General features: G+C 28.2%; 21 protein-coding genes. 20 read left to right on the forward strand and 1 reads right to left on the reverse strand.

The features are described 5' to 3' along the window. Positions 1-49 precede the first annotated feature (49 nt). The gene (locus AJ932_RS03320; protein ID WP_070278879.1) at positions 50-517 is read right to left on the reverse strand and encodes a hypothetical protein; all 468 of its coding nucleotides are present in this window, start codon (positions 515-517) and stop codon (positions 50-52) included. Between the two features lie 85 nt (positions 518-602). On the opposite strand from AJ932_RS03320, the gene AJ932_RS03325 reads away from it, so the two are divergent. The 20 genes from AJ932_RS03325 (at position 603) to trpC (ending at position 14,496) form a co-directional block, all read left to right on the forward strand. Then, a complete protein-coding gene (locus AJ932_RS03325; protein WP_070278877.1) occupies positions 603-1,229 on the forward strand; it encodes a hypothetical protein in 627 nt (208 codons plus the stop codon). Positions 1,230-1,319: 90 nt separating this feature from the next. Further along, the gene (locus AJ932_RS03330) at positions 1,320-2,354 is read left to right on the forward strand and encodes a DUF5309 family protein (RefSeq protein ID WP_070278875.1); all 1,035 of its coding nucleotides are present in this window, start codon (positions 1,320-1,322) and stop codon (positions 2,352-2,354) included. After that, positions 2,354-2,758 carry a hypothetical protein gene (locus AJ932_RS03335; RefSeq protein ID WP_070278873.1) on the forward strand — a complete coding sequence of 135 codons (405 nt, stop codon included), beginning with the start codon at positions 2,354-2,356 and terminating at the stop codon, positions 2,756-2,758. The genes AJ932_RS03330 and AJ932_RS03335 overlap by 1 nt, the downstream gene beginning before the upstream one ends. Next, positions 2,739-2,933 (forward strand): hypothetical protein, encoded by a 195-nt coding sequence (locus AJ932_RS03340; RefSeq protein WP_070278871.1) that lies wholly within the window; start codon positions 2,739-2,741, stop codon positions 2,931-2,933. Before AJ932_RS03335 ends, AJ932_RS03340 begins: the two co-directional genes overlap by 20 nt. A 2-nt stretch (positions 2,934-2,935) precedes the next feature. After that, positions 2,936-4,597, forward strand: coding sequence for a hypothetical protein (locus AJ932_RS03345; protein ID WP_070278869.1), 1,662 nt, complete (start codon positions 2,936-2,938; stop codon positions 4,595-4,597). Between the two features lie 3 nt (positions 4,598-4,600). Beyond that, a complete protein-coding gene (locus tag AJ932_RS10760) occupies positions 4,601-5,959 on the forward strand; it encodes a coiled-coil domain-containing protein (protein WP_070278867.1) in 1,359 nt (452 codons plus the stop codon). Positions 5,960-5,968: 9 nt separating this feature from the next. Further along, entirely contained in the window at positions 5,969-6,625 is a 657-nt protein-coding gene (locus AJ932_RS03355; RefSeq protein ID WP_070278865.1) for a DUF4376 domain-containing protein, read from the forward strand. Further along, entirely contained in the window at positions 6,625-6,852 is a 228-nt protein-coding gene (locus AJ932_RS03360; protein ID WP_052798802.1) for a hypothetical protein, read from the forward strand. The genes AJ932_RS03355 and AJ932_RS03360 overlap by 1 nt, the downstream gene beginning before the upstream one ends. Continuing rightward, a complete protein-coding gene (locus AJ932_RS03365; RefSeq protein WP_044778781.1) occupies positions 6,849-7,241 on the forward strand; it encodes a hypothetical protein in 393 nt (130 codons plus the stop codon). Before AJ932_RS03360 ends, AJ932_RS03365 begins: the two co-directional genes overlap by 4 nt. Then, positions 7,241-7,705: a hypothetical protein gene (locus AJ932_RS03370; RefSeq protein ID WP_070278863.1), complete on the forward strand. Its 465-nt coding sequence runs from the start codon at positions 7,241-7,243 to the stop codon at positions 7,703-7,705. The genes AJ932_RS03365 and AJ932_RS03370 overlap by 1 nt, the downstream gene beginning before the upstream one ends. Further along, positions 7,705-8,163: a DUF5675 family protein gene (locus AJ932_RS03375; RefSeq protein ID WP_070278861.1), complete on the forward strand. Its 459-nt coding sequence runs from the start codon at positions 7,705-7,707 to the stop codon at positions 8,161-8,163. The genes AJ932_RS03370 and AJ932_RS03375 overlap by 1 nt, the downstream gene beginning before the upstream one ends. 230 nt (positions 8,164-8,393) lie before the next feature. Then, positions 8,394-8,813 carry a DUF1374 domain-containing protein gene (locus AJ932_RS03380; protein WP_070278859.1) on the forward strand — a complete coding sequence of 140 codons (420 nt, stop codon included), beginning with the start codon at positions 8,394-8,396 and terminating at the stop codon, positions 8,811-8,813. Continuing rightward, a complete protein-coding gene (locus AJ932_RS10075; protein ID WP_002796174.1) occupies positions 8,731-8,928 on the forward strand; it encodes a hypothetical protein in 198 nt (65 codons plus the stop codon). Before AJ932_RS03380 ends, AJ932_RS10075 begins: the two co-directional genes overlap by 83 nt. Then, positions 8,921-9,412 (forward strand): hypothetical protein, encoded by a 492-nt coding sequence (locus tag AJ932_RS03385; RefSeq protein ID WP_002861686.1) that lies wholly within the window; start codon positions 8,921-8,923, stop codon positions 9,410-9,412. Before AJ932_RS10075 ends, AJ932_RS03385 begins: the two co-directional genes overlap by 8 nt. After that, a complete protein-coding gene (locus tag AJ932_RS03390; RefSeq protein WP_070278857.1) occupies positions 9,412-11,136 on the forward strand; it encodes a hypothetical protein in 1,725 nt (574 codons plus the stop codon). Before AJ932_RS03385 ends, AJ932_RS03390 begins: the two co-directional genes overlap by 1 nt. Positions 11,137-11,252: 116 nt before the next feature. Further along, positions 11,253-11,402, forward strand: coding sequence for a hypothetical protein (locus AJ932_RS03395; protein WP_002857548.1), 150 nt, complete (start codon positions 11,253-11,255; stop codon positions 11,400-11,402). A 5-nt stretch (positions 11,403-11,407) separates the two neighbouring features. Then, the gene (locus tag AJ932_RS03400) at positions 11,408-12,109 is read left to right on the forward strand and encodes a tRNA1(Val) (adenine(37)-N6)-methyltransferase (protein WP_002861225.1); all 702 of its coding nucleotides are present in this window, start codon (positions 11,408-11,410) and stop codon (positions 12,107-12,109) included. Beyond that, on the forward strand, positions 12,099-12,473 hold the full coding sequence (locus tag AJ932_RS03405; protein ID WP_002933038.1) for a YkgJ family cysteine cluster protein: 375 nt from the start codon (positions 12,099-12,101) through the stop codon (positions 12,471-12,473). Before AJ932_RS03400 ends, AJ932_RS03405 begins: the two co-directional genes overlap by 11 nt. Then, positions 12,446-13,723, forward strand: a complete 1,278-nt coding sequence (locus AJ932_RS03410; RefSeq protein ID WP_044779941.1) for a tetratricopeptide repeat protein — start codon at positions 12,446-12,448, stop codon at positions 13,721-13,723. Before AJ932_RS03405 ends, AJ932_RS03410 begins: the two co-directional genes overlap by 28 nt. Further along, positions 13,720-14,496 carry an indole-3-glycerol phosphate synthase TrpC gene (gene trpC / locus AJ932_RS03415; RefSeq protein WP_070278855.1) on the forward strand — a complete coding sequence of 259 codons (777 nt, stop codon included), beginning with the start codon at positions 13,720-13,722 and terminating at the stop codon, positions 14,494-14,496. Before AJ932_RS03410 ends, trpC begins: the two co-directional genes overlap by 4 nt. Positions 14,497-14,498 lie beyond the last annotated feature (2 nt).

The raw sequence follows: 14,498 nt of genomic DNA on the forward strand, positions 1-14,498 counted from the left end.
GCCCCTAGCTTAGCCGATACGCACTAAAGCTAGGCTTAATACTGACACTTTAAGCGTGAGTAGCACCAATGGAGATGATTAAATTATCAACAAAATTAAAAACAATTTTTTTATATTTAACAAGTAATATCAAAATTAAAACCACCCCATAAAAATATAATATAGTCTTAGAAAATCCAACAATAAATAATTTTTTAAATGTAAATTTTCCATTAATTTCAAAAACAAAATGACTCTGCATAGATTGTTTCAAATTGGCACTATTGTTAAATTGTCTTACTTTTATATTATACAAGTCTCTAAATTCTCTCTCTATATATAAATAATATGAATCTAGAAACCAAAAACTAAAAAGTGGGATTATGGGTATAAGATTATCAACCCCTTGTTGAAAAAGCATGGTAACTACTACTACTGTTAAGCACCAATTTTTAAGCTTAAAAGAATTATCAGCCATTCTTTTAATAATATCTTGTATCATTTTGAGCTCTTCAATAATGATTTTTTCTTTTTCCATAAATCTATCCTTGTAATATTTTTATATTTTACTTAATATTAATTAGTATTATAATATAATTAGGCGTTAAAATAAGGAGTAAAATATGCAATGTTTTTTGATTGATGAACTAAACATTAAAGAATCTGTATACGACCGCAAAAGTTCAAATAATTATAACTATGAAGCAATAAAAATATTTAGCGATAATAACACTATTGATGGCGATAAACTACAAGAATATTTTTTTGGAACAGAAAAAAAATATGATGTTTTTATATCACATTTTAGTCAAGAAAAAGACAAGGCAATACAACTTAAGAATTTTTTGAAGGAAAAATGTAAAGTTAATGCTTTTGTAGATTCTTATGTTTGGGGTAATTATAGGGAAATATTAAGATATATTAAAAAAGAACTTAAAGCCGATAATGAAGAATACTTACTTGCTAATTTACATATCATGCTACAATCCTCGCTAAGAAATATTATAGAATCTGCTAGGTATTTTATATTTATTGATAACAAAGAGCATTGCAATAACAATACCATATATTCTCCATGGGTTTATTATGAGCTACAAGAAGCAAATAGAAAACATAGTGATGAAATAAATTTAAGTATGGAAAACCTATGTGAAAGCTTATATATGTCTATAAAGAGAGATATTCGTCCTTTTCTTAAATTTTTTAAAACAGTTAATGATATATCCGATTTTAAAAGTCTCATAAAATAAATTTTTATTTAAAATCATTTCAAAACACACTATATTTGAAATAGTCATTTTTGGAAAAATCCTTAAAACTAAACTAAGGAGAATTCAAAAATGGCTTTACCTTCAATGGGACATACCTCACCCGCAACTGAAAATGTTAAATTAAAACAATCAATATATGAAACGATTATTAAAATTGGAGCTACTGAAACACCAATTTTAAATAAAATAGGTACTTCAAAGGTTACAAATCCTTTAACTCATAGTTGGATTACTGATACTTTTGAAGAACCAAAAAAGAATGCAAATTTAGAGTTAAGTAAATTTGTAGGTGAAACAAAAAACACAGCTCAAAAAACCACAAATGCTACTCAAATATTCATTACCGAAGCCATGGTATCAAAAGCTTTGTTAAAAGCAAATCAATATGGTGGCAATGAAATGGAGTATCAAATAGGCAAAAAAACCAAAGAACATAAAATGGATATGGAATATGCTTTATTTGGTCTAGGCAGAGATAGTGATGTAAAAAAATCAGTTTTCAAAGATTATGTTCAAGCACAAGAAGCAACAAGTGGAGAAATGGCTGGACTTTTTCATTATATCGCTAAAGGAAAAGATAGCTTTGCTGATGGAAAGCGTGGAAATGTGTTAGCTTTTGATGAAACAGGAGATTGGAGCGGAACTGCAACAGAACTAACAGAAGATAAACTTAATCAAATTTTGCAAACCATTTGGAATAGCGGAGTTACGCCTAAAGATGTCTTTTTAGGAGCTGACTTAAAAGGAACTATTAACAAATTTGCTACAAGAATTTTAGGCAATGAAACAAAACTAGCAGGACAAGTAGTAAGCCTTGAAACAGATTTTGGAACGGTAAATTTCCATATGCATAGATTATTAAGCCCTAAATATGGTTTGGGTGATGTTTTAATTGCTGGAGATTTTGAGTATATGAAACATGGGCTTTATATTCCTACTATGATTGAAGATGTTCCAACTGATATTACTGCAAAAGCAAAAAGATTTTATACGCAAAGCACTTTAGAAGTAAGAAATGCTGATGCTTTTGCTATAGGAGTGGGATTAACTAGTGGAAATAATGCAAAGGCTAAAGCGGTTTTAAAAGCAGCAAAAGGTGCATAATGCTTTGTATTATGGCTAAAAAACTCATTATCGCTAAAGTTAAAAATTCTTACAAAATGATAGAAGATGATGAAGTTTTGAAAGCCTATTTTATGGAAGCATTTTATTATATTTTATCAAAATGTGTTCCTAGTGTTCTTTTAAAAAATGTAGAGCAAGGCGAAAAAGTTTTTAGGCAAGTTAGAAATAATCATTTTTTGATTATTCCTGATGAGCCTGATTTTGACAATGAAAAAGAACATTTAATGATAGATGAAACACTTAGTTTTGCTGTGATTAATTATGTTTGTTATTTGATTACAAGATGCGAAGAAAAAGACTTTCTGGCATTATGTGACAAGATAATTTATGAGTATATAGCTAATGATGGCAAGGAGCTTGATGATGAAAGAATATGGTTGTGAGTGTAATTTCACAAAAAAATTTAATAGAGCTTTGAGTTATAAAGACTATGTGCAAAGTATAAATAGTGCTGATTTTATAGCTTATTTAGATGATAAAAAATGGCTTTTAGCCATGGATGATCTGCTTTTCTTTTGTGAAAAGAGAATTAAAGATAGTGATTATTATGAAGGTTAAAAATGGGAACAAGCTTAAATGAATTAAAAACAGGTAGAGAAAAACTTGAAATTATAAATCAAGTTTTAGCAAGAATTTCAGATGTTGCTACTGCTTTGGATAATACTAGAATAGAAGAAATTATAGGCTTAAAAGAACAAGTTAATAACTTTTATACTCAAACTTTAGAGCTTAAAAATTTAGTTATAGAAAATAGCGAACTTACACAAAGTAATGCTGATTTTGTTAAAAACAAAAAAGATGAAATAGAAAAAATAAGCAATAAAATAAACGATACTTTAAATAATATAGAAAATATCTATAATAACATTATAGAGTCGGAAAAAAACATAAATAATGGCGTTAATATTGTTAAAGAAAAATATCCTGAACTTAACGAGTTTAATAAAAATTTTGAAATCATAAAAATAAAACTCGAAGAATATTATGATATAGCTGTTGATTTTAATGCAGGACTTGAAAAAGTAGAAGAAAACAAAAATCTTACTAAATCCTATTTAGATTTATCCATAGAGCTTAAAGAGCAAATTTTACAAGAATTAGAACACGCACAAAGTATTAAAGATGATTTGCATTCTAATATAGAGCTTGTAAATAAGCTTGTTTCAAATATTATAGCAACAAAGAATGAGATTATATCCATAACCAATGATTTTAAAAATGTAAAATCAGAAGTACAAGATATAGTCAATGATGCTGAAGCAACAATAAAGCTTAAAATAAACACTATTCTTTTTGAAAATCAAAGATTAAATCAAAATATGATTAATCTACTAAAGCGTTGCGAAAAATTAGAAGATGAAATAGTAGGAAAATATGAAGATGTCTTAGAAGCTATTGAAATTGTTAATAAAGCTGATGAAACGATAAACGATTTAAATAATGCAATTTTAGCTTCTAAAGAATTTGCAAATGATTTAAAAAGTTATACACAGATTATTAAAGATTTTAAAATTCAAATTGATAATTTAAAGCTTGATTTACAAAGTTATAATGATAGATTAAAAGGTGAGCTTGATTTAAAAGCCAATGAAATAGATATTAGCATTCAAGCAAAACTTAGCGATATAAATCTTTTAAAAGAGCAAATGCAAACTCTTTATGAAAATACTAAAAATACAACAGATACAGCTTTGGCTAATTTTATAGAAAGAGCAAAAATAGCTAATGAAGATTTAGGAAGATTAACAGAAGTAGCAAGAACTGAACTTTCTAACGACAAAACAGCTATTGAAAGCTATTTATTAGAGCTTAAACAAAGTATTATCGATGAGATGAAGAAAGTATCAAGTGATATTACAGATGAAACAAGCGGAATATTAGCTCAAAAAAATCAAATAGAACTTATCATAGCACAAGGAAAATCAGCTTTAGATACTTTAATAAATGAGTTTAATTCAAATTATCAAAACAAACTTAATGATTTTAATTCTAATGCTAATGAAAAATTAAGAGCAATTAATTCGCTTAGCGAAGAAAGTATAGCAAACATACAAAGTAAAACAGATGAAAATATAGGTAAGTTAAATACTGCTAGCGAAGAAAAACTAGCTAAATTTGATGAAATTATAAAAGACAATTTGGGCGGAATTTATTCTCACATTTTTTCAATAGAAAATGTCTTACTTGATAAAAAAATAATTAAATTAAGTTATAAGGAGTAAATAATGGCAGACTTAGAACAAGTTGCAAGTGATTTAAATTCAGCATCACAAAGCTTACAAGAGTTAAGAGAAAAGTACGATGGTGCTTTGGATTTATTAGATAATAAAAACACAGAAATAACAGCTGCATTAGAGAGCGCAAAATCTAATGCCTTGCAAGAAGTGCAAACAGCAAGAAATACAGCTACAAGTCAAATTTCACAATTAAAAGATACATCGTTAAACGCTGTTAATGAAGCTAAAAATACAGCTACATCTGAAATATCAAGTAAAAAAGAAGAAGCACTTGGAGAATTCAGTCAAGCAACTTCAGAATTTAATAGCACTAAAGAAGAAGCATTATTTCAAATAGAACAAGCTAAAACAGAGCAAGGAGAAAAAATAACAGCTTTAGAACAAGCTAAAGAAAGCATAACAGCTGATCTTAATAAAAAACCTAAACTTTTAACTGAAAATTTAGAATGGACAGTGGGTAGCGGCAAGGAAACTGATACGCATTTTAATACTTTAGAAAAGGCAATAATTGAATCAAGCAAGTATCATCCAGCAAATGGTTATAATTTCATTAGTATCACTTTAAAAACTGGATGGGTTTGGGATAAGCCAATTTCAATTCCGACGGGTTCAGATTTGTCTTTTGTTAAAATATTTTCAGAATCCGAAAATGAATGTGTTGTTAATAATGTATTTTTAAGAGGTAGTGAATGTACTACACCATACATAGGAGTGAAGTTAAATTGTTCGCAAAAAGACGCAAAAATACAATTTTCTAGATCTAAAATAAAATTTTTAAATGTTATTAAAATTGATAATATAAGAAGAATTGATTTTAGTGTATGTGAATTAGAAATAGATGGCGGAGAGATTAATTTTATCAATAATGATGAAGATCCAGCCACCTTCGTTTTTGAAAGATGCTTTGGCTATATATTTAGTAGAATTAAAATCGACTATGATTACACTGCAAAAGATGTTTTTGGATTTTTAATTCATAATTCATCAGGTAAAATTTTAATGAACGCTGATTTAAGTATTAATATTAACGCTACTAGCAATTCTAATATATCTGGATTTGGATTTTCTCGAACAACTTTAGATATTGATGCTGCAATCAATTCTACTACAAATTTTACAACTAATTGTCTAGGTGTATTATATAGTTTAGTTTTTGGAACAATTTTAAATACTCACCAAAAAATAGTTATGAATGGTAGCGAAAAAAATATTGTATTTCTTATTGATAAAGGGTTTAATGTTGCTAATATTTACGACCCTGAAAAAATTACACTTAATCAAAGTAGATATACAAATATTACACCTGGTCAATTATCAAATACCGGTCAATTTATAACACCAAAATAAGGAGTAAAGATGATTATACTAAATAAAACAGGTAGTGAAACTAATATTTCTGTAGCATCTATCAAGAATGCTATAAAAAATAATGATTTATTAGCTAAAGTTAATAGAAAACTAAATTATAAAATTGAAAATACTCAACCTTATGCCAATGATAAATCTATATTTCAAGTAAAAGATTTTATCAATGATTTAACTCAAGATGAGCTTAACGCAGGATTAGAAGCGGTTAAAGAAGTTCTTATTAATTCAAATGAAACTGAACTTTTAAAAGAGTATTTTTCAATGTTTTGTCAAGCTTCAAGCGAAGATGCAAAGCTTAAATACGCTAAAGAATTTAAAAAAGATGAAATTGATAAAGCTAAAAATAACGCTATCGAAGGCGGAGTATCTTATAAAGATAAAATCTTTCAAAGTGCGGAAAAAGATAGAAACTTGCTTACAAGCACTGTTAGTCTTTTTGCAATTACAAAACAACTTCCTGAAGGCTTTGTTTGGATTTCAAAAGATAATGAAGCTGTGCCTTTTACTCTAGAAGAATTAATCGAGCTTGGCGGTATTATGGCAAATTCTGTTAATACAAACACAATTAAAGCTAGAACTATTAAAGATAAAGTCGAGCAAGCTCAAACATTAGAAGAAATTCAAAGTATTAAATGGGATGAGTGATGGATTTTAACACAACTATGATTACAAGCTTTGCCAAAGATGTAGAAGGACTTACACCCTTTGGCACTTTATTTGTAATTTTTTTATTAAGTTTAATTATAAATTATAAGCTTTTTAAAGGTCGCATGGAAGATTGTAGATTTGATAAAGAAAGAATTTTAGAAAAATTAGAGCACATCAAAGATAGATTAGATGATTTAAATTTTGAGCTAAGGGGTAAAAAATGAATGAGTTATTCAATGTTTTAAAAGATGGTGGAATAGTTGCTTTTTTATTCTTTTGCCTTTGTGCTGTTTCTTATTTTGCTTATATTTTATTTCAAAAAACAGATAAAACACAAGGTATTTTAGTAGAAATTAAAAATATTGAAAGAAAAAATAATGAAAACAATAACAATATATTAAAAGAAATTCAAATCAGCAATAAAATAGCTGAAGCACACTTAGACACATCAAAAGCGCAATTAGAAAGCTCAAATAAAATCATTGATTTGCACTCTAAAATTTTAGGAGATAAACTTGATAAGCTTGATAAAAATATTGATGAATTGAAATTTGAAATCAAAAGATATGAAAACACAGAATTAGCAACATTGATAAAAAGAAAGGAAAATTAATGAAAATTGCATTTTATAGAGTTAAAGGAAATGATAAAGCTACTTTTCTTGATAAAACAATAGCTTTTTTTACTTCATCTTGGAAAGAAAGATTAAATGGAGATTTTTTAAAATCCTATTCTCATTGTGAAATAATCTTAGATAATTTAATGATTAGCTCAAGTCCTAGAGATAAAGGCGTAAGAATAAAAGAATTTAAAGACACTGGTAGATGGGATTTTATAGAAATTAATAATGCAAATGAAGCAAAAATAAAAGAATTTCTCTACTCTCAAATAGGGAAAAAATATGATTTTTTAGGAATTCTAGGATTTTTCACATTTACAAAAGATAGTGAAGATAGATGGTTTTGCTCTGAAATCATAGTTAGGGCTTTACAAATAGGTGGTTTGGTTAAGCTAGGAGATATGAATGCAGGAAGCTCAAATCCAAATAAATTGTATAAAAAATTAAAGGAATTATAGTGAAAGTAACAATTAATAGAAGATATACTGGCAAAACTTGCGTTATTGGTAAATTTAAGGTTTTAGATGATGATAAAATTCTTTTTGAATGCTTTTCTTTGGAAGAAGACAAAGAAGGCTTAGAGAGTGGCAAAGATTTAAGAATACCTGAAGGAAATTATAATTTAAGAAGACACACACCTTCAAGATTTGAAAACACTTTAAGAGAAATAACAGGAAAAAATGATGATGAAATGATAAATGTTTATAATGATGAAGTTCCTTCAAGTCGTGCAATTTTAATACACTGGGGAAACACTGATAAAGACACACAAGGTTGTATTTTGCTAGGACTTACCAAAGATAACAATAACGAAAGCATAGGACAAAGCAGACAAGCTTGTAAAGAATTTTATGATTTGGTGTATGGTAAAAATCTTGAAGACATTAAATTAGAAATAACAAATGAGTTAGCATAGAAAGGAGATAAAAGTTTAAGTAGGTTAAAGTTTACACCCCGCTTTTGCGGGGCAAGGCTAATAAGCCTTGACTATAATTACACAAAGTAGTATAATTATAATTATAAACTTCTGGTATGACATTTATATCACCACCTTTCGCGGGTGGAATTTAGCCATAGGGGGTCAGACCTACGGCTAACCCTTAGGGGTATTATACAAAAACCTTACTTAAACTTCTAAAACAAAATATGATAAATCTTTTATTTGGAAATGCAAAGCTTTATATCGCTTTAGTATTAATGGCAATCTTAGCAGGATATTTTTATCTAAGACTTGATAGCACTCAAGCAAAATTAGAAAAAAGTCGAAGTGATTTAGCCTTAGCTTTAGAGATTAATAAAAACAACGAAGCAAGGCTAAAAGAACTTACGCAAATTCATAAAACAGAATTAAAGGCTTTAAATGAAGCAAACAATCAAAAAAATCAAGTACAAGAAAGGGTGCAATATGTTAAAGAATACATTTATAAAAGCAATGAAAATAATATTACCAAGCTTTTTAACGATGTCGTTGATAGGTTGTGGGATGCAAACTCAACAAGTAGTAACCAAAATAGAAATTCAAAAAGTAAGAATTCCGCAAGAACTACTAACATTAAGCCCCCTTGAAAAGCCAAAGGCAAAAAATGAACTAGATATTTTAAATGCTTATTCTATGCTTTTTTACAAATACAAACAGTGTGAAATTCAGATAAGCAAAATAAAGGAGCTAAATAATGAGTAATACAAATGTTGATTACAACAAAAGACTTGAAGCATTTAAAGAAATTTATCCGCAAATTTTAGAAATGAGTTTAGCAGAAAAATCTCCATTTGGAGAATTTAAAAAGCTTTTAGAACAATTTGGAAACGATAATGTTATAAGAAATGACCAACAATTTCAAAGCTTGGCACAAGCGTTGGTAAGTGTTGGACAAACCATAGTGGCTCAAAGTCAAAATACAGCTTTATCCATGATTTTACAAGGCGATGAAAACGAGCTTAACGCTGAAAAAGCTTTACTTTTAAGAGCTCAAACAGAAACAGAAAAAGCAAAACCTGCATTAATAGCTAGACAAACTTCACAGATAGATGATAATTTAAGAATAGAAGCTGCAAAAGTTACACAGAGTGTTCAATTTGGATATTGTACCGGTGGTCTTGATATACCACAAGAAATTATGAAGCTTGTTAAAGAAAAGATAGAAAATATAGAAAAGTCTTCATAATGCTTATAGATGAAAAAAGGCTTATGAGAAATTATACTCTTAAGCCTGCTTATCCATCAAACATAGGAGAATTAGATACACAAGAAGTATATAAACAATGGTTTACCTATGCTATGATAGGGGTAAATAAATATGTTGAGCTTTTACATAAACAACTTGTAAGAAAAGGTAGAAGTCAAATTCAAAATATAAACCATCCGCTATTTAAAAATTCGTATATAGTGAAAAAATATAACATTAAAAGTTCTAGCACTGCACCTTATAATAAGGAAAACTATAATGATTTAGGACTTAACCAATTTTTCGTAGGGCAAGATCCATACAAACCTTATCAGGGAGATCCTAGTAGTGAAAATGGAATATATCATGATATTTGCGAAATAAGAACTAATTATAATTTAGGAAGTGTGCAGTATTATTATGGTTTTCCAAATAATTTAGCTCTTTTATTTGAAAAAGAAAAAGCTTGGAAATATAATGGAAAAGGATTTTTTTATATTGATGAAAAAATAAATTTCAAAGATATATTAAATAAGGCATTGGAAAATATAAATTATGACATGCTTATAAATGATATAGAAGTAGTTATTTTTTCTCAAACTATTCAAAAAAATAATGAATGGGTATATCCTAGTATTGATGATATTAAAATACCAGAAATTAAGGTAGAAAATGTTGAATTTAAACCAACTTTTGGAAAACCTTATAAAAAATTATGCATTGATGTTGAAAAATTTTTTAGTGATTTTAAGGAGTTAAATGAGAGTATATTTAGAATTGAAAAAGTAGAAATAACCTATAATGTATATGAGAAAGCACAAAAAACTAGGGAAAGTGATCCGAGTAAAATATATTATACTTTAACAAGCAAAAAGATATCTTTTTTTGAAGTATTTAACTCAATAAAAGAAAATTATAAATGCAAATATGCAACTCCTTTATGTTTTTATAATAGTTTTAATTTAGTTTGTTATGAAGAGCCTTATATAGCTTATTCATATCCAAGTAATAAAAGCTTTGGTAAAAAAGATACAAGTGTTACGCCAAGCGTATATCCACTATATAGAAAAAGTTCAAATTTGCCTTATGGGCGTAGAGATAGATGGTTTGCATTATGGGATAGTTTTTATTATCTTTATGTATACGAAAAATCAAGCAAAGGAATTTTAAGCTTTTTAGTACCTATTGTTACTATCGTTTTGGCTGTAGCTACTTGGTGGATTGGCGGGCAAGGTGCATGGCTAGGAACATTGATAGGGGTTAGCGAAGGTGTAGCTGCGGGTATCACACTAGGAATTAGTTTAGGTTTAGCCGTGGGTTCACTTACTGGAAATAAAATATTTTCAATTCTTAATGCTGTTTGGGGTTTGGTTAATTTTTTAGGTGCTTGGGGTGCTAATAATTGGAATTTAGCTGCAGATTTTACAAAAAATACAGCACAAGCAGCACAAGAAATGTCAACTTTTGAATCAACTTTAAATATTATTGGAAATTTACTAAGTGGAGCTAGTAAGATTTTTGATGTTGTTCAAAGCATTACAGCAGATACTCCTGATATGATAAATGAGCAAAGCGATGATTCTGATAATGAAGGTGGAAATGGAAGTGAAGCTGAAGAATTAGCAAAAGATGCAATTAATCCAACTTTATGGTATAATTTTGAAACTGCAGATATATTAAATGAAAAAATAGAAAAGAAAGAAAAACCTATTTTTATATTTTAATTTTTGTAGCCATTTTGTAGCCAAATTAAATTTGAAATATTTAAAATTTATATTTTATGGTATTTTATAGTTATTGTTAGGTGTTCGCCGTGGACACCATTTTATGAGGTGTTATTATGATAAAAATTGCTTTTTTTATAACTTTTGTAATTTCTTTTTTGACAGCACAAAGCCCAGTAAATTTTAAAGAAGATAATAATATAACAAAAGAACAAAATATATTTAAAGAACAACCTCCAAAACGCATTAAAATTCCAACGCATTAAAATATATGTCAGATTTGATTACGCTAGCACAATTATCACAAGGGTATCGTTACAATAGTGATTCTTTAATTTTAGCTGATTTTATTTTAAAACAAGGAATTAAAGGCGCTGTTTTTGATGTAGGTGCAGGCTGTGGTATCATAGGTATTTTACTTAAAAAAAATATTGCAAATTTAAGTTTATCTTTGATTGATATTCAAAAAGAAAATATAAAATTGATTGAAAAAAATTTAAAATCCAACCAAATACAAGGCGATATTTTTCATGATGATTTCAATCAATTTCAAAGCATAAAAAAATTTGACTTCATAGTTTGCAATCCTCCATTTTATAGACAAGGAGCTTACAAGAGTGAAGATCAGCATAAAGCTATAAGTAAATTTCAGGAATTTTTACCCTTGCATAGCTTTTTAACTAAAGCAAATTCTATGCTTAAGCCAAATGGTACTTTGTATTTTTGCTATGAAGCTTTAGCTTTAGATGAAATTTGTTTTATTTTAAAAGATATGAAAATAAAAATAACAAAGCTTTGCTTTGTACATACACATCAAAACAAAAAAGCAAGACTTGTTTTGATACAGGTAAAAAAAGGTTCAAAATCGCCTTGTGAGATTTTACCTCCTTTTTTTGTATATGAAAATGAAATTTTAAGCAAACAAATGCAAGAAATTCACTTAAGATTTAGGTTAAAAAGTTATGATATTTGATAAAAATTTTTCTTATGCTTTTGATGAAAATGCTTGTGAGAAATGCGGTGGAAAGTGTTGCACTGGAGAAAGTGGCAATATTTTTGCGAGCAAGGAAGAATTAGAAGCATTAAGAAAGCATTTAAATTTAGAAAGCAAAGAATTTGCTGAAAAATACTTGAGAAAAGTGGGCTTTAAAATGAGTTTTAAGGAAGTCGAATTTGAAGATGGCTTTGCTTGCATTTTTTTTGATACTCAAAAAAGAAATTGCAGTATCTACGATTTTCGTCCAAAACAATGCAGAACTTTTCCATTTTGGGAATATTTTAAAACACATCAAAAGGAATTAGAAAAAGAATGTATAGGTATTTGTTATTTGTCTTAGTAGCCTTTTTTTTGGCAGCTTGTGGAAGTTCAAAAATCAATGTTGTTTATCCTGATTATACAAAATATAAAAGCAATGATTTTGATTTAAGGGTTATGAAGGCTTATAATTATGAGTATTATAAACAATACAAAGAAGCCAGAGATGAATTTTTAAGTCTTTATCAAGATTATAATAATGCTAATTTTTTAGAAAATGCATTTTTACTTACTTTGGCAAACAATCTTGACAAGCAAGCAGAGTTAAATAATCTAGCAAAGCCTTATTTAAATCAAAATGACAATCTTAAGCGACTTAGTGCTCTTTATGCTTTAAATTCAAATGATATCAATAATGCTCAAAAACTTATGAAAGAGCTTTTAACAAAAAAGGATAGTGATCCTAGAAATTTAGAGCTTTACGGAGATATTTTGGTTAAAAAAAATGATTTAAAAAATGCCACAAAGTACTATAGATCTGCTTATAATCAAGTGCAAAACGAAGAAATTTTATTTAAACTCATAGGAATTTATGCGATTTTAAATGATACTTTAAATATTGAAAATGTTTTAGAATTTTCAAGAAAAACCAATGGTTGCACTCTCAAAACTTGCGTTTTGCTTGCTAAAATTTATTTTGATGAAAAAAATATCGAAGCTTTAAAAAGTATATATAAAGAGCTTTATCAACTTACCAAAAATAAAAGTTTTGCATTGGCTTTGGTTGAGCTTTTAAATTCTCAAGGCAAAACAGAAGAAGCTTTAAAAATTTCTTTGAAGTATGATTTAGATGATGATATTAAACTTGCTTTGTATCAGAATTTAAAACGCTTTGATGATGCTAAAAAAATGAGTTTAGCTCTTTATCATAAAACAAAAAATAAAGAATATCTTCTACGAGCGGCAGTTTTTGAATTTGAAGCTGCAAATGAAGCTAAAAAAATCACTCCAAAAGTAATTGATTCTGTAAAAGAAAAATTCGAACAGGCTATCGATAAAGATAGCAATGCTTTGTATTTAAACTACTATGGATATTTGCTTATAGATTATGATTTAGATGTTAAAAAAGGTATAGAGCTTGTGAAACTTGCCTTAGAAAAAGATCCACAGAATTTGTATTATTTAGATTCTTTAGCTTGGGGGTATTATAAACTAGGCAATTGTAAGCAAGCATGGGAAATTTTAAAACAAACATTAGATGATAAAGAATTTGCAAATTCTGATGAGAGTAAAGCTCATATAAAAGCGATAAAGGCGTGTGTAAAACCATGATATTGGATAAAATTTTTGAAAAAACAAAAGAAGATTTAAAAGAACGCAAACTAAAACTTCCTTATGATATGTTAGGGCGTTCTTTAGCTTCAAATCCTTTCTTTCCAAAAGATGTGATTAAAGCTTTAAAAAGAGTAGAAAAAGAAGTTAAAATCATAGCAGAAGTAAAAAAAGCAAGTCCTAGCAAGGGAATCATTAGAGAAGACTTTGATCCTTTGAGTATCGCTTTAAATTATGAGAAGAACAAAGCTGCGGCGATTTCTGTTTTGACTGAGCCACATTTTTTTAAAGGTTCTTTAGAATACTTAAGTCTTATACGCCGTTATACACAAATTCCTTTACTTAGAAAAGATTTTATCTTTGATGAGTATCAAATTTTAGAAGCTTTGGTTTATGGGGCAGATTTTGTATTGTTAATCGCTAAAATGCTAAGCATGAAAGAGCTTAAAAAACTGCTTGAGTTTGCAAGACATTTAGGTCTTGAGGCTTTGGTTGAAATTCATGATAAAGAGGATTTGAGTAAGGCTATTTTTGCTGGAGCGGATATTATCGGTATCAATCATCGTAATTTAGAGGATTTTACTATGGATATGAGTTTGTGCGAAAAACTTATCCCACAAATCCCAAATTCAAAAATCATCATCGCAGAAAGTGGTTTAGAAAATAAAGAATTTTTAGAGCATTTACAAAATTTAGGCGTTGATGCTTTTTTAATCGGCGAATATTTTATGCGTGAGGAAGATGAAGGAAAGGCTTTAAAAGCTTTGCTTTAAGG

It is taken from the genome of Campylobacter sp. BCW_6873, from assembly GCF_001762365.1.
In the GTDB taxonomy this organism is placed as follows: Bacteria; Campylobacterota; Campylobacteria; order Campylobacterales; family Campylobacteraceae; genus Campylobacter_D; species Campylobacter_D jejuni.